Raw genomic sequence first — 23899 nt, forward strand, 5'->3', positions numbered from 1 at the left:
CAGCCGATTGAGCCGATCGCTGACAGCTTTCGATGCGAGGTGTTGATCATCGGCGCCGGCATAACCGGTGCGCTGGTGGCCGAGCGCCTGACACGGCAAGGCCGAAAGGTTGTCATTATCGATCGCGAGCTTCCCAGCCTCGGCAGCACGGTCGCCAGCACCGCGATGCTGCTCTGGGAGATCGACCGGCCGCTGTTTGAACTTGCGCAGCTCTATGGCTTCGAGAAAGCGGTGCGTTGCTATCGGGCCAGTCACGATGCCGCGCGAGGCCTGCTGTCCCTGGTCAAGCAGCATGGAATTGCCTGCCAGATGCGGTCCCGTCTTTCGCTATATCTCGCCGTCGATGACAGTCCGAAGCTTGTTCAGGATGAATATGCGCTGAGGAGCCGCGCCGATCTGCCATCCCGCTATCTCGATCATGCCGCGCTGCTGAAGCGCTTCAGGATCGCGCGGGCGGGCGCCCTTTTGTCAAGGGACGCGGCTGATACCGATCCCGTGCTGCTCACGCACGGCCTGCTCGATATCTCCGTCCAGCGCGGTGCACGCCTTCTCAAGGCCAATGCGGTTGCCTTTGATAGCGCGGCCCGAAGCGTAACCGTCGGCCTCGAAAACGGGCTTTCGATCGAGGCGCGCCATGTCGTGCTCGCGACTGGCTACGTGGTACCCGACATCGTGAAGCTCAAAGCCCGACCACCCTCCAGTTGGGCTATCGCGACCCGGCGGCAGCCAGGCAATCTGTGGCCCGAACAGGCGCTGATCTGGGAAGCGAGCCGGGACTATCATTACCGCTAATGGCCGCATCATCCTTGGTGGCGAGGATGATCATGCGCTGATTGAGCCTGACGCTCGTAATGACGCCACGCCGGCAAAGGTTGCGGCGCTCAAGGATTATCTGAAGGCCCTTTGGCCGCAGGCCTCGGACCGGGTCGACTTCACCTGGTCGGGCGCTTTCGATACCACCCAAGACGGCCTGCCGTTAATCGGCGCGGTGCCCGGCTGCAAGAATATCTTCGCCGCCTTTGGCTATGGCGGCAACGGGATTACCTTTAGCTTCCTCGCGGCGGAACTTCTGGCTGCGTTGCTTGCCGGAGGCTCTTCGCCCCTGCTCGATGATCTTGCGATTGACCGCGATATTCCTGGCTAACGGCGCGCGATCAGGCAGCCTAGCATGAAGGCGACGAGTAGCGAGGGCAGCGGGGCCTCTCGCACCACGTCGCGCAGAAAGGCGAGCGCCTGGCCCGGCGGCTGCCCTTCTTCCAAGCTTTGCCGCACCGTGCGGGCGGTCTCACGCACGCCTTCCGAAACGTCCTTCACTTTTGCCAAGGCGTCTTCGCTGTCCATCTGATCCTCCTCCGGCATATCCAACAAGCCAAGCTCATGGATGCCCAGTCGTTCCTCCACCGTTCTGTCCTTCACCATGAAGCTGTTGTGGTGAAGTGAACCATCGCCGGAAGCTTGCTTCGGCGCCTGAGACGAAGGACGGAGAGCAAGCCCCAACGACTCCGCTTATCGTGGCGTAATGGTCTGTCCTCGCGTGTGCCGTACGGAAGACCCGATTTAGGAACTTCTGGTCTCGGCCGGGCGTTTAGGCATGTTTCGCGGAGTCGGGAACCAACCGGCCAAGGCGACCCAGGGGCAGGAAAAACAATGGTGCCGCACCCCTCTTGGTCCTGGCGCGGGGGATGAGGCCTATGAATATTCAGCAGACGGCGGTCGATCTTGACAGTCTCGAGCCGCTCGCAGAGCTCGGTTTGCAAAGCCCGTCACCCGGTTTCCTCGCGCAGCTTCCCATCGCGATCCACGCCTGTGACGCGGAGGGTCGCATTCTTTGGTTCAATTCACGCGCGGCGGACTTGTGGGGCCGCGCACCGCGGGCTGGTGATGATAGCGAACTCTTCTGCGGCTCCTACAAGCTCTTCCTTGATGGACGGCCGATCTCGCGCGAGCTGACGCCAACGGCCGAAGTGCTGCGGACCGGAACTCCGGTCCGTGGCCTCGAAGGTCGCTTGGAAAGGCCCGATGGCTCACACGTCTGGGTCACCATCCATATTGCGCCGGTCTTCGATGAGGACGGTGTCCTGGCCGGGGCCATCAACTGCTTTCACGAGCGCATCGGCGGCCGACTCGAAATGTCCGACGCCCGTTCCGACGACTGGATGCGGGCCCGCGACGAACGACTTGCCGCCACCTATGAGCATGTCGGCGCCGGCATCGTCGAAATCGATCGCGACGGCCGCATGCTACGGGTCAACCAGCAGCTTTGCCGGCTGACCGGATATACGGCTTCCGAGCTTTTGGGACGAACGATCTTCGAGGAGACGCTGCCCGAAGATATTGCCGAGGACCGCGCGCAATTCAGCCGCCAGATCGCGGGCGAATTCGATCGCTACAGCATTGAGAAACGAATTTATTGCAAGGATGGCGGACATATCTGGGCGGCCGTCACGTCATCGAGCATTCGTGACGCGGCCGGCAAGTTTCTGTACGCCGTCCGTGTGCAGCACGATATTACGGACCGCAAGCGCGCCGAACAGGCGCTCGCTTGGCGCATGGAAGAGCAAGCCGCCTTGTTCGCTTTCTCGGAGCGACTTCAGCACTGCCAATCGGCCGAGCAAATACACCAGGCCGCGCTTGATGCCATCACGCGCGCGCTGGGCTGTACGCGGGCCTCGATCCTACTCTATGACCAGGCCGACATCATGCGGTTCGCGGCTTGGCGCGACCTTTCGGAAGCCTACCGAAAGGCGGTGGAAGGACATTCCCCGTGGGACCGCAATGAGACAAGGCCGGCGCCTGTTTGCATCGAAGACGTTGCCCGCAGCGACCTGCCGGATGATCTGAAACAGACAATCCTCAACGAAGGCATTCAAGCCACGGCCTTTACGCCCATTGTCCAGGATGGCCGGCTTGCCGGCAAGTTCATGGCCTACCATGGTGAGCCCCATCACTTCACGCCATCCGAGCTCGATACGGCGCTCACGCTGGCACGCCTGCTCGGCTTTGCCCTTGCGCGCCTTGCCGGCGATGAGGCCCGCCGCCTGGCCGAGCGCGATGCCCAGCAGCTGGCGGCCATCGTTGAATCGTCAGCCGATGCCATCGTCAGTAAGAATCTCGATGGCATTATTCAGACTTGGAATGACGGTGCTCGGCGTCTGTTCGGCTACAGCCGAGATGAGGCTGTCGGCCGATCGATCACGATGCTTATCCCGTCCGACCGGCAGGATGAGGAGCCGCGCATTCTGGCCAAGATCAAAGCCGGCGAGCGGGTGGATCATTTCGAGACCGTGCGTCGCCGCAAGGATGGCAGTCTGGTCGACATTTCGCTGACAATCTCGCCGATCCGCGATCGCATGGGGCGCGTCCTTGGCGCCTCGAAGATCGCCCGCGATATCACTGAGCGCAAGCTTGCCGAAAGGAGATTGCGGGAGAGCGAACAGCGGTTGCAGGAATTGCTCGACGCGATACCGGCCGCCATCTACACGACCGACGCCGACGGAAAGATCACCTATTTCAACCAGACTGCCGTCGAATTCGCCGGGCCGGACACCGTTGCTCGGCAGCGACGAATGGTGCGTGAGCTGGAAGCTCTATCTCCCCGACGGCACGCCGTTGCCGCATGACCAGTGCCCGATGGCCGTCGCCCTCAAGGAAGGCCGTCCGGTGCGCGGGGTCGAGGCTATTGCCGAGCGGCCGGATGGCACACGCGTTCCGTTCATCCCGTTCCCGACGCCCCTGTTCGATGCATCCGGCCGGGTCACCGGCGCCATCAACATGCTGGTCGATTTGAGCGAGCGAAAGCAGGCAGAGACCCAGCAGCGCCTGCTACTCAATGAGCTCAATCACCGCACCAAGAACAACATGCAGATGCTCCAGGGGCTCCTGTACACGCCGGCCCGCAGCGCCCGGAGCGAGGAGGCCCGACGTGTGCTCGACGATGCCTGTAGCCGGATTGCCGCCATGGCCGCTGCCCAGCGTGTTCTCTATGGCATCACCGACGCGACCAGCTTCGCGGCGGATGAGTTTCTTGGCGCAGTGGTCGAAACGATCCAGCAGACGCTGCCAGCGAGAATCAAGATCACGCGTACGCAGGCAACCAGTGCTCTGTCCAATGATATTGCCATGCCGCTCGCCCTGATCCTCAATGAATTGCTGACCAACGCAGCCAAGCACGGGATCAGCGATCCGGCCGCCGACAGTATTCGCGTCAGCCTTGTTGAGCATGATGGACAGTTCGAGCTTCATATCGAGGATGACGGGCCCGGATTTGACTTGAATGCAGTGCGACAAACGTCGTCGGGCCTGCGTCTGATACTTGGCCTTGCCCGCCAGCTCCATGCCGAGTTTACCGTGAGCCGATTGCCTTCGCGCGCTACGCTTCGTTTCGGCGCATCGCGAGGTCCATGATGACACAGGCGAGCATGTCCGAAAGCCATGAGCTGGCCGATCCGACCGATCGTTCGCCTGATAATAAAGTGGCGCCCGCCGCCGACGAACCGAACGATCACGTTGATCAGTCCCGCGCGGTCCTGATCGTCGAAGACGATTTTCTGATCGCCATGCAGGCTGAAGCCGCGTTGCTCGATGCTGGCTTTCGGGTGACCGGCATTGCAACCACCGCCGAGGAAGCCTTGACGATGGCAAAGGAACAGAAGCCGGCCCTTGCTATCATGGATATACGTCTGGCCGGCCGACGCGACGGCGTTGAGGCGGCCGGTGATCTCTTTCGCGAGCTCGGCTTGCGCTGCGTCTTCGCTACGGCCATGATGATCTTTTGACCCGCACGCGGGCCGAGCCGTTCGCGCCGCTTGGTTGGCTCTCGAAGCCTTATACCATGGCTTCCCTGACGAGCGTGGTCCGTGCATCGTTGGCGCGGCCAGCCTAGCTTCTGCGCGTCCAGCGTCGATGCCGCGACACTTCAGTAGATAGGAACAACCGCAGCGCCTGGCTGTTCGGGAGTCATCTCCCTTCAAGCCCGAGGCTCTTCCATGTATCACCACGTCAAGAAGTTGATGTTCACCGTCCGCGTCGATGAGCCGGACCCGCGCTTTGGCAATATGCTTCTTGAACAGTTCGGCGGCGCCAACGGCGAACTTGCAGCCGCGATGCAGTATTCGATCCAGGGCCTCAATTGCGAGGACCCCGATCGCAAGGACCTCCTGATGGATATCGGCACCGAAGAGCTGAGCCATCTGGAAGTCGTCGGTACGCTGGCCCGCATGCATCTCAAGCCGGCGAAGTTTGATCGCCAGGCGGCCGAGGCCGATCCGCTGATCGCGATCGCGGGTGGGGGCGGCGTCAACCTCTTCAATTCGCAAGGCAATGCCTGGACCGCCGATTACCTGAAGATCACGGGCGAACTGGACGTGGATCTGCGCAGCAATATCGCCGCCGAAGCGCGGGCGAAGATCGTCTACGAGCGCCTGATCAACTTTACTGACGACGCCGGCACTAAGGACGCCTTGCAGTTCCTCATGACCCGCGAAATCACCCATATGAAGGCATTCTCGCTCGCCCTCGAGAGCATGAGCAAGCCGGCCTTCAGCATTGGCCGCATCGCGCCTACACCGGGTCTCGTCGACCAGTTCTTCAACGACTCCACGGGCACTGGCGATCATGGTGAGATCGACACCCGCGGGCCCTGGAACGAGGGCGGCGAATGGGTCTTTACGGAATCGCCGGCCATTCAGGCCGGGGAACCAGGACCCGCGTCGGCTATCGTCACCGAAAGCTCACCGCCGGTCGACGAGGCCGGTCTTGGCGACCTGCTGATCGACGAGCTCCGCGACATCCTTCACGCCGAAAAGCAGTTGACGAAGGCGCTTCCCAAGATGGCGGAAGCGGCGCGGTTCGACCAGTTGCGTGAGCTGTTCGAGCTGCATCTCGGCGAGACCGAAACCCAGATCGAGCGCATCAATGAATGCTTTGAGTTGCTCGGCAAGTCCGCGCGCGCCAAGCCCTGCAAGGGCATGATGGGTCTTGTCGAAGAAGGTCAGGAAGTCATGACCGAGGGCGAGGAGAAGGAAGACGCCGCGGCCGACCTCGCCCTGATCGGCGCGGCGCAGCGGGTCGAGCATTATGAGATTGCCGGCTACACGACAGCGCGCAACCTCGCCCAGCAGCTACGCCACAGCGCCGTCGTCAGCCTTCTGTCGAAATCGCTGGCGGAAGAAGAAAACGCTGACCAATTGCTCAACCAAGTCGCGCGGTCCCTGATGTCCGTCGCCAAGATGCCGGCCGCCGTCGAACAGACCGAACAGTAGGCGGATGAGGGCGGTCCCGGGCAATGCCACTGTAACTGCGTGCGTCAGCCGCCGTGCCTTGCTGTAGTCGGAGGCGTTGCTGATGTCGTCCATCGTCGCTCGGCATGACGAGCAGGACATCTATCTCGTTGAAGACGATCGTGGCGCCTCGGGCCCTGTTTGGTGCGAGGCGCCCGTCCTTGGCAACGACTTCGAAGCCGTTGTGATCGATCTGCTGGAGGGAAACTATCAATGCCCGCGCCGGGTCGCGGTCTTCAATATCGCTCAAGGCTGGGTGCGCGATGCGTCGGCCGAGGTGGTTCACGAATTGCGGCGGCGCTGCGATCTCCAGCTCCGCGATATACCGGAGGCATTGCACGCTTTTACCGACCGCTATGAAGGACGCTTCGCGGACGTGCAATTGCCGTTGCCAATACCAATAGGAATTTAGGCCTTCCACACACGCCATGACACAACCTGTCGCCCCTGCGACCTTTCTAGGCCTTCCTGCGGCCGCGCCCGACATGGTCTCAAGCGCGGATGTCGTGATCTTTGGTGCGCCGGACGCGACGCCGCATGTTCCGGGCGCGACCAGCCATGCCGCACGGGCTCCTTCGGCTCTACGGGAAAGTACCCGGCAAATTGCGCGTGATCCCTCGCGGTGGGATTTCGATCAGGACGGCCCTTTGATACCGGAAGGACTGCGGACGGTTGATCTTGGCGACCTTCCAACCGATCCGGCAAGGCCGCAGGAGAACCGCTCGCTGATCACGTCCACAACCGCGAGCATTCTGAAGGGGGGAGCCGTGCCCCTGTTGCTCGGCGGCGATGACTCGGTTCCAATTCCATTCTTCGCGGGGTTCGAGCGGTTTGGCCCCGTCACCATCCTGCAAATCGATGCGCATCTCGACTGGTGTGACGAACGAGATGGCCTCAAGCATACGTTTTCCAGTACCATGCGCCGCGCCAGCGAAATGCCGTGGGTGGAGCGGATCATTCAGGTTGGACAGCGCGGCATCGGTGGCTCGCGGGAACCGGATCTCGCCGATGCCCGAGCCTGGGGCGTGACACTGTTCAGCGCGGCGACAGTGCGACGATATGGCGTGCAGCCGGTCATCGACCACATCCCGCTGGGCGGCCGCTGCATCGTCACCCTCGATTGCGACGGCCTCGACCCGGCTGTCATTCCCGCAGTGCTGGTCCCACAGCCGGGTGGTCTCAGCTATCTCGATGTCGTCGAGCTGTTGCATGGCGTTACGCAGCGGGCCCGGATCGTTGGTTTTGACCTCGTGGAACTGGTGCCGGATGCGGATGTGCGGGGCTTGGGCGTGCTAGCCGCCTCACGCATTCTCTGCGTTGCCCTCGGATGCATGGCGCGACAGCGATCCGCTATGAGGGCAACGGATCAATGACAGCTTGAGGCGCCCTCAGGATTTTGCGGTGCCCGGCTCCGCCTGTTTGCGATGCTGCTTGGCGAGCATTTCGGCCGGCATCACATTGGCGACTGCGGACTGAATCTTGTTCTTGAGACCTGTCACAACGTCGCCTTCGCCCGCCATCATCGCCTCGAAACCCTTGCGGGCGACCATCGCCGCATCGTCCTTGTCCTCAGAGCCCACTTTGGTGTCGAGCATATCTGCGCGTGCGAAGAACTCGGTCTCGGTGGCGCCCGGCATCAGGCAGGTGACCGTCACTTTCGTGTCGCGCAGTTCCTCGCGCAGCGCAAAAGAGAGGGAGTTCAGGTACGACTTCGAGGCGTTGTAGACGGCCTGGAAGCTCCCCGGGGTGAAGCCCGCGATCGAACCGGTAATAAGGATCTGTCCCTCATTGCGCCGGCGCATGTCCTGGCCAACCCGATGGAGCAGGTAGGTCGTCCCCATGACGTTGGTGTCGATCACCTGACGGACACGCGCCCACTCCTGATCCAGGAAAGCATGGCCCAGGCCGCGGCCGGCATTGGCCATCAGCACGTCGACCTTGCGACCTTGTGCAACCTCGTAGAGCTTGTCGACGCCTTCAATGGTAGCTAGATCGGCGTGCAACGCCACAACGGCGATGCTGTTGACTTCTTTGCGCAGCGCCTCCGCGGCCGCCTCGATCTCGGGTTCATCCGCGGCGACGAGAAGGTCATATCCTTTAGAGGCGCAGAGCCGGGCAAGCTCAAAGCCGATGCCGGTCGAGGCACCCGTCACAATCGCGAACTGTCCGGCCATGGGCGCATTCCCTCTCGGTTTTTTTACGTGGCTCTGAGCCTAATGGGGCACAGGCGAGAGCGTTCCTAAGCGGTTAGGAACCAGCCGCAAGATTGATGCTTGGTCTGGTCGCGCAACCTTTGGAGCGGAGCATGAAAGCCCTCACCTGGCACGGCAAGAGCGACATCCGCTGTGAATCCGTTCCCGATCCCAAGATCCAGGACGGACGTGACGCGATCATCAAGGTGACGGCCTGCGCGATCTGCGGCTCGGACCTTCATCTGTTCGACGGCATCATGCCCACCATGGAAAAAGGCGATGTGCTTGGCCACGAGACAATGGGCGAGGTTGTCGAGGTCGGCAAGGACAATAGCAAGCTCAAGGTCGGCGACCGCGTGGTGGTGCCCTTCACCATTGCCTGTGGCGAATGCTTTTTCTGCAAGAACGGCTTCTACTCCGGTTGCGAGCGCTCCAACCCCAACGCCCAAGAGGCTGAGAAAATGTGGGGGCATTCGCCCGCTGGCCTGTTCGGCTATTCGCACATGTTGGGCGGCTTTGCCGGCGGCCAGGCCGAGTATATGCGCGTACCGTACGCGGATGTCGGGCCTTATAAGGTCCCGGAGGGGCTCACGGACGAACAGGTCTTGTTTCTCTCGGATATTTTCCCGACCGGCTATATGGCCGCGGAATTTTGCAACCTCAAAGGCGGCGAGACAGTCGCCGTCTGGGGCTGCGGACCAGTCGGCCAGTTTGCCATCAAGAGCGCATTTCTGCTGGGCGCCGAACGGGTGATCGCCATCGACACGGTGCCCGAGCGATTGACCCTCGCCATGCAATCGGGCGCCATCACGCTCGATTTTATGAAAGAGGATGTCTACGAGCGCATCCAGCAACTCACGCAAGGGCGCGGCGCCGATGCCTGCATCGATGCGGTCGGCACCGAGCCTGAGACCATGGCAAGCAAGGATTCTGTGATCGATCGCATCAAGTCGCGACCTTCATGGGAACCGATCGCCCGCATGTTTTGCGGCAGGCCATCCAATGCTGCCGCAACTTCGGTACTGTCTCGATTGTCGGCGTCTATGGCGGCGTGCTCGACAACATCCCGATGGGCAGTGCCATCAATCGCGGACTAACCTTCCGCATGGCCCAGACCCCTGTTCAGCATTACCTGCCCAAGCTTTTGCAACGCATCGAAAAGGGCGAGATCGATCCAAGCTTCGTTATCACCCATCGAGCGACGCTTGAGGAAGGGCCCGATCTCTACAAGATGTTCCGCGCCAAACAGGATGGCTGCATCAAAGTCGTGATGAAGCCGTTCGGCTGATGGGAGAGGGCGCCGCGAAAGAGTCGAAGTCGAATTGGCTGGCGGCCGCTCAACTCGGGCTTGTCAGCAGCACGTTTCGACGCTCATCAGCCAGCTTGCGGCGTCACAGTTGGGACGGGACGCGGCGGTCGACTGGATGACGGTCGCTGCCATTCCAGGTCGCGACGCCATGCTGAGCGCGTCGCCTTCGGTTCACGCGATTGCCCTTGGCATCGCCTTTCATCAATGGGCGGACTTTTCCTGGGCGCTGGTCTTCTTCGGTCTGTTTGGGCGCTGGACGAGCCGACTTGTGCCCGGCACTCTCTTTTGGCTGGCGATACCCTGGGCCGCGTTTACTTCGGCGACCGAGTGGTTTGGACTGGTGCCGCTGTTTCCGTTCTTCCAGCGATCTTCACTTTGCAGCAACCCTACTGGATCGGCTTTCTCGTTCATCTCTCGTCCGCTTTGATCTATCCCCGTTCGCCTGGCTGCGTTGGCCGCTGGGGCGCGCGCCGCCAACATCCGCGGTGCGCTTTGCCAAACGGTGGGCAGCGGGAGCACTTCTCGTGCTTGCAACGTTCGGCCTTGTTTCCGTGATTGATGGGATGGGTTGGCCGCTGCCAATCCTCAGCCGCGATGTTGCCGGTGATCAGCGCTATATCCGCCATATGGTCACGCATCATGAGCAAGGAATTGAGCTTGCTAAGCTCGGCTAGCAGCGTGCGCAGGACCCGCACCTGCGCGCGCTCGCGGCCTTGATGATCGCCAGCCAGCAGGGCGAGAACCGCATCTTCGATCGTTGGTGGCGGCGGGTGGTTCAGCGAGCCGATGGCGCTCTGCTCGAGCGAGGAGCGGGTGGCCATGCCTGGCTATCTGACGTCGGCACAAATGGCGGATGCGCGCAACGCGGCCGATGGTGAGTTTGATGCGATGTTTATCCGTCTGATGCCGGCGCCGTCCAGATGGCGGATAACCAATGGCATTCGTCCGGCGATCCCCGCCTGCGTCTGATGGCGCATGCCATACGACATGAGCAGCAAGGCGAGATTTGATGAACAACGTCACGGGCATCGAAGCCGTGCGGCAGGCGACGCGCAACATGCTGGCCAACAATCTCTGACCAACCTTAATCTTTCTCTCAGGAACGAGCTTCTGATCTCGCCATTAGCCTTCATGGGCCGGGCAACAAACAAGGAGAAGATTGATGGCAGACGAACAACGTGGTGGCTCCGGAAATTTCGCCAACGATCCGCAGCGCGCGTCTGAGGCCGGCAAGAAGGGTGGCGAGCAAAGCCACGGCCAGCAGGGACAGCAGACCCAGGGCGGAAGCAAGCCCGGCCAGCAGGGCGGGAGCGCGACGGACAATCCGGGCAATTTCGCCAACGATCGCGAGAAGGCCAGCGAAGCCGGACGTAAAGGCGGCCAGTCCTAAGGCTTCACTGACCCAGCAAGGCCAGGACGTCGATGAGATGTCCTGGCCAGCGCCGAGCTACGTCGCTGCTCGGAAGGTTTGTGTGACCGCCCTCTGCCGAAGCTGATCCATGCGACATTGCGAGGGCTTCTTGTCAGGACGCCACCGGATGAATTTCGTGCCGTGCCGAAAGCGGTCGCCCGTCACATGGTCATAGGATACTTCGACCACGAAAGTTGGACGCTCGGCTTTCCATTCAGCCGATCGCTTTGTCGACCAGCGGCTTGGACCGCCCGGTGAATTGCCGGTGAAGCTCTGCAACCTGACGATTTTCTCCAGCCGATCGGTGAGAGCCAGTCGATGGGACGATCGGATGCCGGACGTAAATCCGACATGGTGCAGAAGTCCACCCTTGTCGTAGAGGCCGAGCAACAATGAGCCAACGACTTTTCGATTGCCCTGCTTCTTCTCGGCATAACGAAATCCGCCGACAACGCAATCAGCCGATCGCAGCAGCTTGATCTTCTGCATGCCGTCTCGGGTGCCGCCTCGATAGGGCAGGTCGAGGCGCTTGGCGACCACGCCGTCATGATCTTCATTTACGCTGTTGAGCCAGGCCTCGGCATCCGCATAGTTTCGGCTTGCAGGTGTCAGCCGGAAAAGCCCGCTCGCCCGGAAGGCCATTCCCGCAAGTGTTTCAAGGGCGGCGCGGCGCTTCATAAGCGGCAGACCCGAAAGATCTCTCGCGCCCGATCGCAACAGGTCAAAAACAATGAAGGTTGCGGGAGTTTCTTTGGCAAGGTGCTTGACCCGGCTGGCGGCCGGATCAATGCGTTGAAGCAACGCATCAAGCGAATAGCCCTCATCAAGCCCGATAATCAACTCACCATCCAGGGTGAGCGTCTTCGGCGACAAGGCGGCCGCGGCTGCGGCAATTTCCGGGAAGTAACGAACCCGATCGCGGCCGCTTTGGATTGCATGCTGACTCGGCTGCGTTCGCGGATCAAAAGACAACGGAATCCATCCCATTTCGGCTGGTATTGCCACTGGGCCCCCCGTGGCAGTTGGGCGACGGACTCGGCTTCCATGAGCTGCATTGTGCGGTTCAAGCCTCCGGGAGGGGGCGCAGGACACTGATCGTGTGGCTTTTCACGGCATCAAGCGAAACCGTCCCGAAACGTTCCTCCGTCACAGTTATACTGCGACTGAATGTTGGCGGCTTCTGGCCCAACCGCTACAGCAGTTCTCTCAATGCCTGCGCGTCGGCCGGCGCTGCACTCTTCTGATCATTGTCGAAATAAACATAGACGTCACAGCCTTGCCGCTTCCACGACTTGAGGCGTCCGGCCCACTGGGCGAGCGCGGCTTGCGAGTAATGGCCGTGATAGCGTCCGCCTGGGCCATGTCCGCGGACATAGACGAAGTCCGCAGTGCGCTTCCACGGAGCCGGCGCCTCGTGATGATCGGACAGGCAGAGTGAGATATTCTCGTCAGACAGCATCCGGAGAATGCGCGGCTGATACCAGCTCGGATGCCGAAATTCGAAACTGTAGCGGCGCTTCCTGGAGAGAAGCTTGAAGAAGGATCCCAGCCGATCGGGGTCCGCTTCAAACTGCGGCGGAAGCTGAAACAGGATCGGGCCGACCTTGCCGCGTAAAAGGGAAATGCGACTTTCAAGCAGGTCGAGGCTGTTCTCGGAGCGTTCGGACAGGCGCTTCCAGTGCGTGATAAACTTCGAAGCCTTCCAAGCGAAGACGAAGTCGCGCCCGGTCTGGTCGCGCCATGCCTTCACTGCCTCTGGCGTAGGAGTACGGTAGAACACGCCGTTCAGCTCGGTGGTCTCAAACCGCCCGGCATAGTAGGGGAGCTGCTTCTTAAGCGGCAATCCTTCGGGAAAAAACGGACCTCGCCAGGAGGCGTAGTGCCAGCCGGAGGTGCCAATCAGAACGCGCGCCATCTGCCTTGCCATTGTTGAGCGCGATGCATCCAAGTCGCGCTTTCAAAGAACAACGTTGGGGCGCAGGATACGTCCAGCGGCGCGCCCAGCACCGCCTCGATCCGCTCGCGCGACAGCCGCCGGGCCGCAGCAGCATCGGTGCGTCGAAGCAACCGACAATGGTCGATTCGACGCCGACGGCGACCGGCCCGCCGTCGACGATCAGGTCGATCCGTCCGGCAAGGTCGCTCTCGACGTGCGCCGCCAGCGTCGGCGACACGTGTCCGGAGATATTTGCCGACGGCGCCACCACCGCCCCGCCGAAGGCGCGCAGGATCGCCTCGGCCACGGGGTGGGCGGGAATGCGGATCGCGACGGTGTCGAGGCCAGCCGTGGCGAGATCCGCCACCGGGCAATCGTCGGTCTTCGGCACCACCAGCGTCAGCGGCCCCGGCCAGAACGCCTCCGCCAGCTTCAGCGCGCGGGCGTCGAACCGGCCGATCCGGCGCGCAGCCGCGATGTCCGGCACGTGCGCGATCAGCGGATTGAAGGCCGGCCGCCCCTTGGCGCTGTAGATATGGGCCACCGCGGTGGCATTGGCGGCGTCCGCGCCGAGGCCGTAGACCGTCTCGGTCGGAAACGCGACCAGCCCGCCGGCGGCCAAGGTCCGGGCGGCGGCTTCCGCGCCGGCCTCACCAGCCGGCAAAATCAGTGTCTCAAGGCCCGTTTTCACAGGGACAAAATTCCTCGGCTCGGCCGCTTGCAGTGCGTCAAACCCGACGCTATAAGCCGCCTTCTTGTCGGAGTGTGGCTCAGCCCGGTAGAGCACTGCGTTCGGGACGCAGGGGTCGCAGGTTCGAATCCTGCCACTCCGACCATTCTTCCAAAAGTTGACGTTTTCCAGAGGCTTGGCGGACCGGCCCGCCGGCGCCTCAGGGTGCCTTTCTGCAACGATTTTCGGGGCGGGTCCACGGCCGATTTGGCCGGGCAGGGGCGCTTGAGCGCGCGGCATGGCTTGTCACTAGCGAGCACCGACGGTTCGGACTTGCGAGCTAGGTCAGAGGCGTACCGCCATTCACAACCGGTAGCCTCTTCCTACTGCTTGAGCCCGACGCTGCTGCAATACCACCAGAGCTCGGTGCCCCTCCAGCCGGCCTTTGCACCCCACGCCAGGCATTCGTTGTAGTTCGCCCAGTTGCCGAAGTTTCGGCACGCTCCCCCAAAACTAGGCCACGAACCGCCGCTGCAGGTGGATCCGGTGGTCGTGGTGTCGGACGCCGGCGTGGCGAGGTGCGTGCGCGGAGCGGCGTTTGCTGGATTGATCGAAGCGAGGACGAGCGCAGCAAGCAGGAGTGACGAGGCATTCATAGCACTTCCCCCATTGCTATTTCTGGCGGCGGCCAGGGCCGCTCGCGCACGGTAGCATCTCGACCTCACGTTGAAAAGTTGCACGAGACAAGCGGATTGATTGTGCCGCTTCACATAGGTGCCGCTCTCCTGCAGGCGCGGCCGCGGTAAGGCCTACCGCCGCGCCACCAGCACGCCCACCAAAAACGCCACCATCAACGACGGCAGCGGGGCCTCGCGCACCATGCCGCGAACGATGTCTGTCCAGTGCTGATCCGGCGCCAGTCGTGGCGATCTGACCTCGGCCATCGGCGTCATGCCCCAGTCGGATGCGAGCTCGGTGATCTCGCTCGAAGCCAAACGCGAGCCGTCGCGGATGCGGAAGATGGCGGCGTCGGTTCGCTCGCGCGGTGCGAGCGCCATCAGCGTCGCGATCGCGGTGCGCAATGTCATCTCGCCAAAGCCTTGCAGCCTCACCGACTCCTCGGGATCGGATGTCATGCCAAATCCCTCACAGCGCGAAGTGGCGTGCGATGGTGAAGGCTGCCGTCGCGCACAGGACCAGCGTGGATACCGCGCCGGCCACGCCGCGGGCGAGATCGGCTCGCGTCAGGTGCCTGGTCATGATCTTGCTCCATGCTCAGCATGGAAATTGCGGCGGGACGCGTTGGTTCCCTAAGCGGCGAGCGAATCACCCGGGCGCCGGTTACTTCCGCAAAAGCTCGCTCAGCGCCGCCGTCGCTTCCGCGCAGCGGATGTCGTCGATCTCTCGCGACAGCCTGAGCGCGCTCGATCTCAGCTCTTCGAGCTTCCAATTCTCCGGATTCTGGCCTTCGAGCTGGCTGAGACGCTTGTTGAGATCGTCCAGTCTCGACTGGAGCTGCCCGATGCTGGCAGCCCCGTTCACTTTCCAAACGCGTTGTGCACGCATCGTCATTCCCCTGTCGTCTCACGGCGTTGTGAGAGCGGTTCGTGGCCGGAATGGGAGTTTGTTTTGTCCGGCTTCAGATCGCAGGGAACCGTTGCAGATTGGCAACGAAAGTTCCCGATCAGGCCGCGCCCGGCTGGCGCTGCGCGATGCATCGCAGCAGTCGCGGGATCTGGTTGTGCGCGATCGCAACGATGCGCCATGCGCCGGCAAATTTCACCAGACTGTAGGTGGCCCGGAAATCGTAGAGAAGGTTGGACGTGCCATCGAGCACATCCATGCGCAGCGAGGCCTGCACGAGCCGCGGCGACAATTCCAGGATCGACAGGTCCTCGACGCGGCCGGAGGGCGCACCGAGCTGGCGATGCAACTCGACGACGCGGGTCATCGCCGCGAGGCACTCCTGTCTGTTCGACATCGCGATCAGTGTGACGTCTTCGCCGTCCGAGACGATATGGCTGGGATAGGCGACGCAGTCGGCGATCGCCTCCACATCCAGCGCCTCGAACGCTGCGCAATAGGTCTGGAAAAACGCCGTCACGCTCTCGGCCAGCTCGTTCGACATCGCGTCTGCTCCGCTCGGTGCATCGATCGGGCAGCAGCGTAGGCGCACAAGATTACACTTTGTCGTCGGCACTTTCCGCCGGGCGGAAGCGGCTGTGTCGGCAGGCTGTCAATCCGATTTCGCAAAAATATTCCACTTTACCGAAATTCGGATTTGTCGTATGTGTCGCCCATCCCGGCTCATCCTTGAGGGGCGATCGTGAGGTCGTCATGTTCGCGAGCGGGGTTTGCGGTGGACGCGGCAGCGTCGGGCGCAGTGGCCAAGGGCAGGGCGGATTGCTCTCCGTGAGCCCGAGGCTTCGCGTGGACGAACGGCGCTGTCAGGTTCGTCTCGCCTGTAAGTTTCCGGCTTTGTCGACAGGGCTGGGAAAACTGCGGCGAATAGCGGGCCGTGCGTACGGCAAAACCGAAGGCGTTGAGCTGGTCGACCATGGTGTTGAGCGTTTCCTTCAGCTGAAGGATCTCGCCCGACACGTTCACGGTGATCTTCTTCGACAAATCGCCCTTGGCGACCGCGGTCGCGACCTCGGCGATGTTGCGGACCTGGCCAGTCAGGTTCGAAGCCATCGAGTTGACGGAGTCGGTGAGGTCCTTCCACGTACCGGCGACGCCGCGCACTTGGGCTTGGCCACCGAGCTTGCCTTCGGTGCCGACCTCGCGCGCCACGCGCGTGACTTCGCCGGCGAAGGCGTTGAGCTGATCCACCATGGTGTTGATGGTGTCTTTCAGCTCGAGAATTTCGCCGCGAACGTCCACGGTGATCTTCTTCGACAGGTCACCGCCGGCGACCGCGGTCGTCACCTCGGCGATGTTGCGGACCTGCGCGGTGAGGTTCGACGCCATCGAGTTGACGCTTTCCGTCAGGTCCTTCCAGGTGCCGGCGACACCGAGCACGTTGGCCTGGCCGCCCAGTCGTCCTTCGGTGCCGACTTCGCGGGCGACGCGCGTGACTTCGCCGGCGAAGGCGTTGAGCTGGTCGACCATGGTGTTGAGCGTTTCCTTCAGCTGAAGGATTTCGCCCGAGACGTTCACGGTGATCTTCTTCGACAGGTCGCCGCCCGCGATGGCGGTGGCGACGTCGGCGATGTTGCGGACCTGCGCGGTGAGGTTCGACGCCATGAAGTTGACGTTGTCGGTGAGATCCTTCCAGGTGCCGGCCACACCAGGCACCTGGGCCTGGCCGCCAAGCTTGCCTTCGGTGCCGACCTCGCGCGCGACGCGCGTCACTTCCGAGGCAAAGGAGTTGAGCTGGTCCACCATGGTGTTGATGGTGTCCTTCAGCTCCAGGATCTCGCCGCGCACGTCCACCGTGATCTTGCGCGAGAGGTCGCCGCGAGCCACGGCCGTGGTGACGTTGGCGATGTTGCGCACCTGTGCGGTGAGGTTGCCGCACATCGCGTTCACGGAATCGGTCAAATCCTTCCAGGTTCCGGCAACGCCGGGCACGATCGCCTGGCCGCCGAGCTTGCCGTCGGTGCCGACCTCGCGCGCCACGCGGGTGACTTCGGAGGCGAAGGAGCGCAGCTGGTCCACCATCGTGTTGATGGCTTCCTTGAGCTGAAGGATCTCGCCGCGGACGTCGACCGTGATCTTCTTCGACAAGTCGCCGTTGGCCACCGCGATCGTCACCTCGGCGATGTTGCGAACCTGGTTGGTCAGGTTGTTCGCCATCGAGTTGACGCTCTCGGTCAGGTCCTTCCAGACGCCGGTCACCTCAGGCACCTGGGCCTGGCCGCCGAGCTTGCCTTCGGTGCCGACCTCGCGCGCCACGCGCGTCACCTCGGAGGTGAACACGCCGAGCTGCTTGATCATGGTGTTGACGATGGTCGCCGACTGCAGGAATTCGCCGCGGAGCGGCCGGCCGTCGACATCGAGCTTGACGGTCTGGAGCAGGTCGCCTTGGGCGACGGCGGCGACCGCGCGGGTCACCTCGCGCGTCGGCCAGAGCAAATCGTCGATCAGAGTGTTGACCGAGCCTTCCATGTCGGCCCAGGAGCCCGAGGCGAGGCCGAATTTCACGCGCTGGCGGGTCTTGCCTTCGCGGCCGACGACCTGGCCGACCAGCTCGAGCTGCTGCGCCATGCGCTGATTGGCGGCGATGATTTCGTTAAAAGTGTCGGCGATCTTGCCGTCGATACCGAGATAGTCGCCGCTCATCCGCGCGGAGAAATCGCCGCTGCGCATGGCCTGTAAGACGAGTAGCAGTTCCGCCCGGGAATCCGGCTCTGACATACCGTTGGTTTTAGGTTTTGGGACGCGACGACCGGAGCGTGATGCAGTTCCGGGATCGAGGTCGCTCATACTGATTCCCCCGCAGGCATCGGCCGAATCCTGGCACAACGCGGTTGGTCAAAATAGAGCGTCAGCCAAATTCGAAATCAAGCGTTAAGGTTGCGACGCGTGCAAATGGAACCTGCTTTGCTCAGCCCGGCCGATTTAACGGTGATCAATCGGATTGGTTCCATGCGGCTTCGGAAAAAATTGCCATAGGCGTGGTGACCCTCCACGCCGGCGATGCTCGGAACGGAGCGCCGCCCCTGCGGTTAGCCCGAAAGAGAGGGAGTGTGCATATGAGAGCAGGAATTGCCGCGATCATCGTCTTATTGTTCGCCGCGGGATCGGCGTTCGCCCAGGGTACGCCGAGCGGCCGCGGGGCCGTGACCGGCGATCCCGCCGCCAGCTCCGCTACCCCGCATGCCGGCTCGTCAACCACCGGGAGGAGCTCGACCAGGTCGAACCCGAGCGGCAGCGGCACCTCGACCTCGGGCGGCAAGGATGACAATGGCGATGCGGGCCGGGACAGGATGCCGGACAGCGACCGCACCGTGCGGCCGGAGAGCCAGCAACATCATCCGAATGACAAGTAAAGCGGCTATTTATCCGCCATGGTGCGCTCGGCATCTCTAACCTGCGAGCGCAGCGCCGGGAGCTGCTCGCGCGCGAAGGCGGCGAGTTGCGCATTATCGGGTGCCTTCAGATAGTGATCGAGCAGGCTGATGACGGATTCATACTCGGGAATCTGTGCGGCATAGAAGCTTCTGACGTAAGTCGGCCCGTCCGAATTTTCGGGTTCGACGAGGCCTGCGCTCACCGATGTCGTCTTGCCGGCGCGCGGCTCGGTGCCGATCGCCTCCTGGATTTGCTTCAGCGCCTTGTCGCGCTTGGCCGCCTCTTCGGCGCGCAAGGCGGCGAGGTTCTTGACCTCCGCGTTGCCCTTCAGATCGGTGCTCTCCAGAAGGCCCTGCTGGAAGCGGCTGAAGCTGTAGAGGCCGCTGATGACGTCGGTCGTGGTCGGCGTGCGGTCGCCGGCCGTTCGCTCACCCGTATTGTCGGCGGGCGCCGCGGTGCTGATGAAGGTCAGGACAATCGCGACAAGAATCCTCATGCAGCTCCAATGACTGGCGGCGTGCGAAGTTCCCTAACCTTACGATGGAGTAAGGCCGGTTGCGACGCGGGAGTTCCATCCCCAGATGCTTGTGATGAAACAGTCTGACATCTTCAGGGATAACGCGGACAACTGTCTTCAGCTCGCCGAGCGAGCGGAGGGACAACCTGCCCACAAGCGTTACTCACGCATGGCGGACGCCTGGACGGCGCTCGCCAACGAGCAGGATTGGCTTGATGGCGAAATCCCGCCCGTTACGATCCGGACCCCTCAAACGCGAAGTGCGTAAGTAACTCTCCGCTTCGTGGATCCGCGTGTGAGACCGCTCACGGAATGCAAGCGACCAATTTGGGATCATTGAGCAACAGTCGATCGCGTTGATTTTTCCGATTCCGGAAGGAGGTTTTGCGATGGCTCCACGTCTGGCTCTGCTTTCACTCATTCTCGCCTTCGGCGTCTCGGTCGCGTTCGCGACGGTGACGACCGTTCGGCAGGTGCATCTGGAGAAGGCATCGGTCGCGGTCCACGCCGCGCACAGTTAGTGCCACGCCGGAACATTCGGCGCCGCGGTGCGTAAGCGCTTCGAGACATCGGAGAAGCGAGAGGACATCATGGCGCATTCCGACCACGGCATCGTTAGGGATAAGCGCGCTGAAGACCAGCCCAGCGACAAGCAGCGCGCACAGACCGTGCACAAGACGGATCCCCAAAAAACGAATCCGAAGGGCTCGCCGTCGCGTGAAGCGACGCGCGATCCCAAGCTTAACGACAACAGCAAGACGCCGGGCTCGGGCATGACGCCGGATGATTCCGGCTCCGCACCGAGCGGCTAGAGCACGATCCGGAAAACTGTGAAGCGGTTTTCCGGAAAGATCATGCTGCAAAAATAGCGCGAGGAACGAATCCCCGCGCGAAGAGTCGACGGGTTGCTTCCGGCTGTCATGCCCCCGGTGCGCCGGAAGCAATCTCCAAGGACGCCCCGGCACTCCCGTGCCGGGGCCGTTTTGCTTGCGAGTAGGACGTTGGATTAGTCGTCCTTGCCGGTGTCAGGCTCGCCCTGAGTGTGGCCCTCAGGGCCGCGGCCGAACACGCCGAAGCTGCTCGATTTCACGCCAGCCACGGCGTCAACGCCGAGGGCGGCCAGTCCGAACTTGAGTAGTTCGCGGACCGCTGCTGCACGCGTGGGCATACGGTGTTTGAACCGGAAATCGTCAACGGCGGCCAACTCTTCCGGCGAGAGCATGACCTGAAGGCGCTCGGCGCGAAGGTCGTTCATGGTCGATCACGCAAAATGTGTAAGTTGAGTAGTTTACTCAATGAACGAACTTGTCTGGAGTTCCACAAGAGTCGGAAAAATCATCAAATTAGTAAGAAACATCAGTAAAATCAATAAGTTACGTTGAAACGACTCGTGCGATGGCGCATTCTCTTTGAAAGGGAGAGAAGCCATGACACAGGACGTCAGGTTACCCCGCAAGCTTTCCGAGGAGCCCGAAGCCCCCAAGCCGGTGCGTCCGAGCCACCAGAAGGTCATCGAACAGGTCGAGCGCTGGGCCAACAGCCCCGGCCTGCAACCGCCGAGGACGGACGATGCGAAGACGATCTGAGCCGCACACATTCGAGCAACGCCTCGATGCGCACAGGCTGCGGCTCGAGCATGAGCTGTCCGGCTTGCCGGACGGACACCTGCGCGACTCGGTTCTCGCGCGCCTCGATCAGCTTCAGACCGCCGCCGAGATGTACGGTTTCCTGATGTTACGAGAAGAGGCTACGGCTCCTCGCTGATCACGCCCGGCGTTCGGACTGTCTGCGGCCGGAGGTGATGCGAAGCGTCCGCCTCAGCGACCACGCCGCCACCGCGACGGCAGCCCACACCAGAAAGGCGGCGGCGAATGCGCCGACCACACTCGCCGGAACCAGGGCGTAAAAGACAGAAGCGAACGCCACAAGACCAATGCTTCCAAGAGCGGCCCCCGCAGCGTCCAGCGCTGCGGCCTGCTGCCCGCGTCGCCGCCCACTGAGGCCGGTCTTCTCCTTGGCGCGGCGCTCATGGCTCTCGATGAGCGTCGCACTGGCGCAGAGGACGGCGGGGAGCGCGAGGAACAGCCCGCCAACGGCGACGCCGAAGCGCGCGCTGACGAGGCCAGCGAAAACCGTGGCCAGGCCTCCGAACAGGAAGCGAATGCCGTATTCGTACCAGCGCGTCTGCTTGAGCGAGGCGGACGACAGCTTGACGAGCATCACGCCGCACCTCCGAAGCCCGCGAGCAGGCCGAAGGCGACCACGAGCCATACCGCGAAGGCGGCAATGGTGGCCGGCAATCCGAGCAGAAAGTGGATGCCGCTTTTGCGCGAGGGCCGCGTCAAACCGGTGATGGACAGCTCTTTCCCGCGCCACCCGGCGCCGCGCCGGCGACAACAGGCCGGCGGCGGAGGCGAGTGCCCCCATATGCACGGCGTGACCTGAGGGAAATGCGTCCCGGGATCGTCCGGAAAAGGGAATGCCGCGCCGATGGCCGCGCACTGTCAGCCGGTCCGGTCTCGTCTGATTGAACACTGACTTCAGGACGTGCGGCAGCACGGCTGTCGCCATCGACACCATCAGCACGTGATCGGCAAGGCGGCGCTCCTGCGGTTGCCGCAGCCTTGTGTAGAGCCATCCTGCCGCGGCGAGTGCGAGCAGCACGTGCTCGTCGGCGCCCCACGTCAACGTCTCGGCAGCGTGCTCAAGCCCTGGGTTGGTGTGGTCCGCGATCTCGTTCGCGATCGCTGTATCGATCCGGGTAGGTTTGACAGTTGCGAGCGCCATCGGTCCGCAGGCGGTGGTTCCTTTGTGACAGTTATGTAAACCAGGAAGGCGGCGATCGTTCCTGGCTTTTACCTGTCATCGGCCCGCGGCGCCGAGGCTATGGCTGACCTGATCCGCCGGCGGATCCATACACCTGACCGGTCGCGTAGCTTGCGTCCGCCGCGGCCAGTTGCACGTAAATGGACGCGAGCTCGGCAGGCTGGCCGGGGCGCCCGAGCGGAGTCATGCCGCCGAACTTCTCGAGCTTCTCCATCGATGCGCCGCCGGAGACCTGCAGGGGCGTCCAGATCGGGCCCGGCGCGACGCCGTTGACGCGGATGCCTTTCGGGCCGAGCTGCTTGGCCAGCGACTTCACGTAGTTCATCGTCGCCGCCTTGGTCTGCGCGTAATCGTAGAGCTCCGGAGACGGATCGTAAGCCTGCTCGGAGGTCGTGCCGATGATGCAGGACCCGGGCCCCAGATGCGGCAGCGCCGCCTTGATGATCCAGAATGGCGCGTAGATATTCGTCTTCATGGTCGCGTCGAAATCCTCGGACGATACATCGACGATCGACTCGCGGCTCTGTTGGCGTGCGGCGTTACAAACCACGATATCGAGCCCGCCCAGCTGCTGTACGGCCTGCTCGACCAGCGTCTTGCAGAAAGCCTCGTCGCGGAGATCGCCGGGGATGGCAACGCCGCTGCGGCCTTCCTTCTTGATCAGCGCGATCACGTCCTGCGCATCTGCCTCCTCGGTCGGGAAATAGTTGATGGCGATGTCGGCGCCTTCGCGCGCATAGGCGATCGCGGCGGCGCGGCCCATGCCGGAGTCGCCGCCGGTGATCAGCGCCCTGCGGCCGGCAAGGCGGCCGGAGCCCTTGTAGCTGGTCTCGCCATGATCGGGGCGCGGCTCCATCTTGCCGGCAAGACCCGGCCAGGGCTGCGACTGCTTCTTGAACGGTGGCTTCGGATAGCGGATGACGGGGTCGATCAGCTTCTGCTCGGCCATGGATGTCTCTCCTTTCACTGACGAAGACGCCAGCGAAGCCGCCGCGAGCGTTGTGCTCGCGGCGTGAACGACGTGCCGGCGGGTGAGTGAGGTCTTGTCTTGCTGTGCCACGATGGTCTCCGCGATTTTGAGATCAATCCGCCGAGACCGGCATCGTTGCTAACGGGGAGGACCGCAAGGGCCGGCGTCCATCAGAAGATGGTTACTTCGACTGACCGACGCTCGGGGCCTTGCCGAGCTCCTTGGCCATGTCGAGATGGTGCTTGAGTGCCGGCAGGGTCTTGCCGGCCCAGTCCTTCAGCGCGGAATTGTCGCCGCCCTTGGCATAGCGTTCGAACAGCGACACGGCGTCCTCGTGGGCGCTGACCTGGTAGGAATTGTAGTCCGAGCTGAAATCCTTGCCCGTCGCGCCCTTGAGCTTGTCGAGCTTGCTCTGGTGCGAGCTGTCGAGCGCCGTCGGCAGCGTCGCCTGCACCTTGCCGCCGCTGACCAGGCCCTTCAGCTCGCCGCTGGTCTTGGTGTGGTCCGTCACCATCTGCTGGGCGAAGGCCTTCTCCTGCGCATTGCCCTTCTGCTCGGCGAGCTTGCTCGATTCGATCTCGAACATGTCGCTGATCGCCACCTCCTTGACGAAGTCGGCTGTGGTGGGCGCGACGCCGAGTGCCGAATTGACCCCGGTCTTCTCGCCCAGCGACTGGGCGAGCGCGGGGCCTGCAAGCAGCACGCAGGCGATGGCGACGATGGTCCGTTTCATGGTCCGATCTCTCCGATGTGGGCGCGCAGCCTCCCGCCGCG

At 62.7% G+C, this 23899-nt stretch carries 27 protein-coding genes, 1 tRNA gene and 5 pseudogenes; 17 read left to right on the forward strand and 16 right to left on the reverse strand.

The genetic code is table 11. The features are described from left to right. Positions 1 to 39 precede the first annotated feature (39 nt). Positions 40 to 1144 (forward strand): annotated as a pseudogene (locus tag FOM02_RS33790) (NAD(P)/FAD-dependent oxidoreductase). Here FOM02_RS33790 and FOM02_RS33795 read toward each other — a convergent pair. Then, the gene (locus FOM02_RS33795; RefSeq protein ID WP_265440631.1) at positions 1141 to 1419 is read right to left on the reverse strand and encodes a hypothetical protein; all 279 of its coding nucleotides are present in this window, start codon (positions 1417 to 1419) and stop codon (positions 1141 to 1143) included. The pseudogene FOM02_RS33790 and the gene FOM02_RS33795 sit on opposite strands and share 4 nt — an antisense overlap. Positions 1420 to 1691: 272 nt before the next feature. Here FOM02_RS33795 and FOM02_RS33800 point away from each other — a divergent pair, with 272 nt between their 5' ends. The 6 genes from FOM02_RS33800 (at position 1692) to FOM02_RS33825 (ending at position 7651) form a co-directional block, all read left to right on the forward strand. Beyond that, positions 1692 to 3620, forward strand: coding sequence for a PAS domain S-box protein (locus FOM02_RS33800; protein ID WP_265440632.1), 1929 nt, complete (start codon positions 1692 to 1694; stop codon positions 3618 to 3620). Next, positions 3574 to 4404, forward strand: a complete 831-nt coding sequence (locus FOM02_RS33805) for a sensor histidine kinase (RefSeq protein WP_265440633.1) — start codon at positions 3574 to 3576, stop codon at positions 4402 to 4404. The genes FOM02_RS33800 and FOM02_RS33805 overlap by 47 nt, the downstream gene beginning before the upstream one ends. After that, on the forward strand, positions 4401 to 4775 hold the full coding sequence (locus FOM02_RS33810) for a response regulator (RefSeq protein ID WP_265440634.1): 375 nt from the start codon (positions 4401 to 4403) through the stop codon (positions 4773 to 4775). The genes FOM02_RS33805 and FOM02_RS33810 overlap by 4 nt, the downstream gene beginning before the upstream one ends. Before the next feature lie 210 nt (positions 4776 to 4985). Beyond that, on the forward strand, positions 4986 to 6260 hold the full coding sequence (locus FOM02_RS33815) for a DUF892 family protein (protein WP_027561366.1): 1275 nt from the start codon (positions 4986 to 4988) through the stop codon (positions 6258 to 6260). Positions 6261 to 6342: 82 nt separating this feature from the next. After that, positions 6343 to 6690 (forward strand): hypothetical protein, encoded by a 348-nt coding sequence (locus tag FOM02_RS33820; RefSeq protein ID WP_265440635.1) that lies wholly within the window; start codon positions 6343 to 6345, stop codon positions 6688 to 6690. 16 nt (positions 6691 to 6706) lie between these two features. Continuing rightward, positions 6707 to 7651: an arginase family protein gene (locus tag FOM02_RS33825; protein ID WP_265440636.1), complete on the forward strand. Its 945-nt coding sequence runs from the start codon at positions 6707 to 6709 to the stop codon at positions 7649 to 7651. A gap of 15 nt (positions 7652 to 7666) precedes the next feature. Here FOM02_RS33825 and FOM02_RS33830 read toward each other — a convergent pair whose 3' ends face one another. Continuing rightward, positions 7667 to 8452 carry an SDR family NAD(P)-dependent oxidoreductase gene (locus FOM02_RS33830; protein ID WP_027561363.1) on the reverse strand — a complete coding sequence of 262 codons (786 nt, stop codon included), beginning with the start codon at positions 8450 to 8452 and terminating at the stop codon, positions 7667 to 7669. A gap of 131 nt (positions 8453 to 8583) precedes the next feature. Between FOM02_RS33830 and FOM02_RS33835 the strand changes: the two are divergent. Together FOM02_RS33835 and FOM02_RS33840 are read left to right on the forward strand one after the other, a co-directional pair. Beyond that, positions 8584 to 9758, forward strand: a pseudogene (locus FOM02_RS33835) (zinc-dependent alcohol dehydrogenase). A 136-nt stretch (positions 9759 to 9894) separates the two neighbouring features. Beyond that, positions 9895 to 10206 (forward strand): hypothetical protein, encoded by a 312-nt coding sequence (locus FOM02_RS33840; RefSeq protein ID WP_265440637.1) that lies wholly within the window; start codon positions 9895 to 9897, stop codon positions 10204 to 10206. A 1-nt stretch (position 10207) separates the two neighbouring features. Here the strand turns inward: FOM02_RS33840 and FOM02_RS33845 are convergent, their stop codons facing one another. Then, positions 10208 to 10600, reverse strand: a complete 393-nt coding sequence (locus FOM02_RS33845) for a hypothetical protein (protein ID WP_265440638.1) — start codon at positions 10598 to 10600, stop codon at positions 10208 to 10210. Here FOM02_RS33845 and FOM02_RS46970 point away from each other — a divergent pair. Next, positions 10599 to 10748, forward strand: a complete 150-nt coding sequence (locus FOM02_RS46970) for a DUF305 domain-containing protein (RefSeq protein ID WP_231164189.1) — start codon at positions 10599 to 10601, stop codon at positions 10746 to 10748. The genes FOM02_RS33845 and FOM02_RS46970 overlap by 2 nt on opposite strands. Positions 10749 to 10941: 193 nt before the next feature. Further along, the gene (locus tag FOM02_RS33855; RefSeq protein ID WP_027561359.1) at positions 10942 to 11169 is read left to right on the forward strand and encodes a KGG domain-containing protein; all 228 of its coding nucleotides are present in this window, start codon (positions 10942 to 10944) and stop codon (positions 11167 to 11169) included. 57 nt (positions 11170 to 11226) lie between these two features. Here FOM02_RS33855 and FOM02_RS33860 read toward each other — a convergent pair. The 3 genes and pseudogenes from FOM02_RS33860 to FOM02_RS33870 form a co-directional block, all read right to left on the reverse strand. Beyond that, positions 11227 to 12236 (reverse strand): annotated as a pseudogene (locus FOM02_RS33860) (ATP-dependent DNA ligase). Between the two features lie 146 nt (positions 12237 to 12382). Next, positions 12383 to 13105, reverse strand: coding sequence for a DUF72 domain-containing protein (locus tag FOM02_RS33865; protein ID WP_265440640.1), 723 nt, complete (start codon positions 13103 to 13105; stop codon positions 12383 to 12385). After that, entirely contained in the window at positions 13023 to 13913 is an 891-nt protein-coding gene (locus tag FOM02_RS33870) for an L-threonylcarbamoyladenylate synthase (protein WP_265440641.1), read from the reverse strand. Before FOM02_RS33870 ends, FOM02_RS33865 begins: the two co-directional genes overlap by 83 nt. Between FOM02_RS33870 and FOM02_RS33875 the strand changes: the two genes are divergently transcribed. Further along, positions 13886 to 13962 (forward strand) — tRNA-Pro (locus FOM02_RS33875). The genes FOM02_RS33870 and FOM02_RS33875 overlap by 28 nt on opposite strands. 643 nt (positions 13963 to 14605) lie before the next feature. Here the strand turns inward: FOM02_RS33875 and FOM02_RS33880 are convergent. From FOM02_RS33880 to FOM02_RS33895, 4 genes and pseudogenes are all read right to left on the reverse strand, one after another. Then, positions 14606 to 14932, reverse strand: coding sequence for a hypothetical protein (locus FOM02_RS33880; RefSeq protein WP_027558216.1), 327 nt, complete (start codon positions 14930 to 14932; stop codon positions 14606 to 14608). A gap of 205 nt (positions 14933 to 15137) precedes the next feature. Then, entirely contained in the window at positions 15138 to 15362 is a 225-nt protein-coding gene (locus FOM02_RS33885) for a hypothetical protein (protein ID WP_027558217.1), read from the reverse strand. A 118-nt stretch (positions 15363 to 15480) separates the two neighbouring features. After that, the gene (locus FOM02_RS33890; protein ID WP_027558218.1) at positions 15481 to 15924 is read right to left on the reverse strand and encodes a hypothetical protein; all 444 of its coding nucleotides are present in this window, start codon (positions 15922 to 15924) and stop codon (positions 15481 to 15483) included. Between the two features lie 383 nt (positions 15925 to 16307). Beyond that, positions 16308 to 18155: pseudogene (locus tag FOM02_RS33895) on the reverse strand (HAMP domain-containing protein); the annotation flags it as partial. Positions 18156 to 18493: 338 nt separating this feature from the next. Here FOM02_RS33895 and FOM02_RS33900 point away from each other — a divergent pair. Continuing rightward, positions 18494 to 18790, forward strand: a complete 297-nt coding sequence (locus FOM02_RS33900; RefSeq protein ID WP_035730072.1) for a hypothetical protein — start codon at positions 18494 to 18496, stop codon at positions 18788 to 18790. 5 nt (positions 18791 to 18795) lie between these two features. On the opposite strand, the gene FOM02_RS33905 is transcribed toward FOM02_RS33900, so the two are convergent. Continuing rightward, positions 18796 to 19308 carry a DUF4142 domain-containing protein gene (locus tag FOM02_RS33905; RefSeq protein ID WP_027558251.1) on the reverse strand — a complete coding sequence of 171 codons (513 nt, stop codon included), beginning with the start codon at positions 19306 to 19308 and terminating at the stop codon, positions 18796 to 18798. Between the two features lie 94 nt (positions 19309 to 19402). On the opposite strand from FOM02_RS33905, the gene FOM02_RS33910 reads away from it, so the two are divergent. The 3 genes from FOM02_RS33910 to FOM02_RS33920 all read left to right on the forward strand — a co-directional run bounded on the left by FOM02_RS33910 (position 19403) and on the right by FOM02_RS33920 (position 20141). Then, positions 19403 to 19597: a hypothetical protein gene (locus FOM02_RS33910; RefSeq protein WP_027558252.1), complete on the forward strand. Its 195-nt coding sequence runs from the start codon at positions 19403 to 19405 to the stop codon at positions 19595 to 19597. Positions 19598 to 19718: 121 nt separating this feature from the next. After that, positions 19719 to 19850 (forward strand): hypothetical protein, encoded by a 132-nt coding sequence (locus FOM02_RS33915; RefSeq protein ID WP_265440642.1) that lies wholly within the window; start codon positions 19719 to 19721, stop codon positions 19848 to 19850. Between the two features lie 69 nt (positions 19851 to 19919). Then, the gene (locus tag FOM02_RS33920; protein ID WP_027558253.1) at positions 19920 to 20141 is read left to right on the forward strand and encodes a hypothetical protein; all 222 of its coding nucleotides are present in this window, start codon (positions 19920 to 19922) and stop codon (positions 20139 to 20141) included. Between the two features lie 194 nt (positions 20142 to 20335). Here the strand turns inward: FOM02_RS33920 and FOM02_RS33925 are convergent, their stop codons facing one another. Beyond that, positions 20336 to 20584 carry a hypothetical protein gene (locus tag FOM02_RS33925; RefSeq protein ID WP_027558254.1) on the reverse strand — a complete coding sequence of 83 codons (249 nt, stop codon included), beginning with the start codon at positions 20582 to 20584 and terminating at the stop codon, positions 20336 to 20338. A gap of 172 nt (positions 20585 to 20756) precedes the next feature. On the opposite strand from FOM02_RS33925, the gene FOM02_RS33930 reads away from it, so the two are divergent. Continuing rightward, positions 20757 to 20915 (forward strand): hypothetical protein, encoded by a 159-nt coding sequence (locus FOM02_RS33930; protein ID WP_167336524.1) that lies wholly within the window; start codon positions 20757 to 20759, stop codon positions 20913 to 20915. A 178-nt stretch (positions 20916 to 21093) separates the two neighbouring features. Here FOM02_RS33930 and FOM02_RS33935 read toward each other — a convergent pair whose 3' ends face one another. The 4 genes and pseudogenes from FOM02_RS33935 to FOM02_RS33950 all read right to left on the reverse strand — a co-directional run bounded on the left by FOM02_RS33935 (position 21094) and on the right by FOM02_RS33950 (position 23858). Further along, positions 21094 to 21549, reverse strand: a complete 456-nt coding sequence (locus FOM02_RS33935) for a DUF3147 family protein (RefSeq protein ID WP_027558256.1) — start codon at positions 21547 to 21549, stop codon at positions 21094 to 21096. 213 nt (positions 21550 to 21762) lie between these two features. Then, a pseudogene (locus FOM02_RS33940) lies at positions 21763 to 22116 on the reverse strand (phosphatase PAP2 family protein); the annotation flags it as partial. Between the two features lie 97 nt (positions 22117 to 22213). Continuing rightward, a complete protein-coding gene (locus tag FOM02_RS33945; RefSeq protein WP_027558259.1) occupies positions 22214 to 23104 on the reverse strand; it encodes an SDR family oxidoreductase in 891 nt (296 codons plus the stop codon). A 202-nt stretch (positions 23105 to 23306) separates the two neighbouring features. Next, complete coding sequence (locus FOM02_RS33950; protein ID WP_027558260.1) at positions 23307 to 23858, reverse strand: DUF4142 domain-containing protein; 552 nt, start codon at positions 23856 to 23858, stop codon at positions 23307 to 23309. Between the last annotated feature and the right edge of the window lie 41 nt (positions 23859 to 23899).

This window comes from Bradyrhizobium sp. SEMIA (genome assembly GCF_014844175.1).
Classification (GTDB): Bacteria; Pseudomonadota; Alphaproteobacteria; order Rhizobiales; family Xanthobacteraceae; genus Bradyrhizobium; species Bradyrhizobium arachidis.

Bases quoted from the DNA above. Each gene is read 5' to 3' on its own strand.
- FOM02_RS33795 (WP_265440631.1), bottom strand. From the start codon at position 1,419: ATGGTGAAGGACAGAACGGTGGAGGAACGACTGGGCATCCATGAGCTT.
- FOM02_RS33800 (WP_265440632.1), top strand. From the start codon at position 1,692: ATGAATATTCAGCAGACGGCGGTCGATCTTGACAGTCTCGAGCCGCTC.
- FOM02_RS33810 (WP_265440634.1), top strand. From the start codon at position 4,401: ATGATGACACAGGCGAGCATGTCCGAAAGCCATGAGCTGGCCGATCCG.
- FOM02_RS33815 (WP_027561366.1), top strand. From the start codon at position 4,986: ATGTATCACCACGTCAAGAAGTTGATGTTCACCGTCCGCGTCGATGAG.
- FOM02_RS33820 (WP_265440635.1), top strand. From the start codon at position 6,343: ATGTCGTCCATCGTCGCTCGGCATGACGAGCAGGACATCTATCTCGTT.
- FOM02_RS33825 (WP_265440636.1), top strand. From the start codon at position 6,707: ATGACACAACCTGTCGCCCCTGCGACCTTTCTAGGCCTTCCTGCGGCC.
- FOM02_RS33830 (WP_027561363.1), bottom strand. From the start codon at position 8,452: ATGGCCGGACAGTTCGCGATTGTGACGGGTGCCTCGACCGGCATCGGC.
- FOM02_RS33840 (WP_265440637.1), top strand. From the start codon at position 9,895: ATGACGGTCGCTGCCATTCCAGGTCGCGACGCCATGCTGAGCGCGTCG.
- FOM02_RS46970 (WP_231164189.1), top strand. From the start codon at position 10,599: ATGCCTGGCTATCTGACGTCGGCACAAATGGCGGATGCGCGCAACGCG.
- FOM02_RS33845 (WP_265440638.1), bottom strand. From the start codon at position 10,600: ATGGCCACCCGCTCCTCGCTCGAGCAGAGCGCCATCGGCTCGCTGAAC.
- FOM02_RS33855 (WP_027561359.1), top strand. From the start codon at position 10,942: ATGGCAGACGAACAACGTGGTGGCTCCGGAAATTTCGCCAACGATCCG.
- FOM02_RS33865 (WP_265440640.1), bottom strand. From the start codon at position 13,105: ATGGCGCGCGTTCTGATTGGCACCTCCGGCTGGCACTACGCCTCCTGG.
- FOM02_RS33880 (WP_027558216.1), bottom strand. From the start codon at position 14,932: ATGACATCCGATCCCGAGGAGTCGGTGAGGCTGCAAGGCTTTGGCGAG.
- FOM02_RS33885 (WP_027558217.1), bottom strand. From the start codon at position 15,362: ATGCGTGCACAACGCGTTTGGAAAGTGAACGGGGCTGCCAGCATCGGG.
- FOM02_RS33890 (WP_027558218.1), bottom strand. From the start codon at position 15,924: ATGTCGAACGAGCTGGCCGAGAGCGTGACGGCGTTTTTCCAGACCTAT.
- FOM02_RS33900 (WP_035730072.1), top strand. From the start codon at position 18,494: ATGAGAGCAGGAATTGCCGCGATCATCGTCTTATTGTTCGCCGCGGGA.
- FOM02_RS33905 (WP_027558251.1), bottom strand. From the start codon at position 19,308: ATGAGGATTCTTGTCGCGATTGTCCTGACCTTCATCAGCACCGCGGCG.
- FOM02_RS33910 (WP_027558252.1), top strand. From the start codon at position 19,403: ATGAAACAGTCTGACATCTTCAGGGATAACGCGGACAACTGTCTTCAG.
- FOM02_RS33915 (WP_265440642.1), top strand. From the start codon at position 19,719: ATGGCTCCACGTCTGGCTCTGCTTTCACTCATTCTCGCCTTCGGCGTC.
- FOM02_RS33920 (WP_027558253.1), top strand. From the start codon at position 19,920: ATGGCGCATTCCGACCACGGCATCGTTAGGGATAAGCGCGCTGAAGAC.
- FOM02_RS33925 (WP_027558254.1), bottom strand. From the start codon at position 20,584: ATGAACGACCTTCGCGCCGAGCGCCTTCAGGTCATGCTCTCGCCGGAA.
- FOM02_RS33930 (WP_167336524.1), top strand. From the start codon at position 20,757: ATGACACAGGACGTCAGGTTACCCCGCAAGCTTTCCGAGGAGCCCGAA.
- FOM02_RS33935 (WP_027558256.1), bottom strand. From the start codon at position 21,549: ATGCTCGTCAAGCTGTCGTCCGCCTCGCTCAAGCAGACGCGCTGGTAC.
- FOM02_RS33945 (WP_027558259.1), bottom strand. From the start codon at position 23,104: ATGGCCGAGCAGAAGCTGATCGACCCCGTCATCCGCTATCCGAAGCCA.
- FOM02_RS33950 (WP_027558260.1), bottom strand. From the start codon at position 23,858: ATGAAACGGACCATCGTCGCCATCGCCTGCGTGCTGCTTGCAGGCCCC.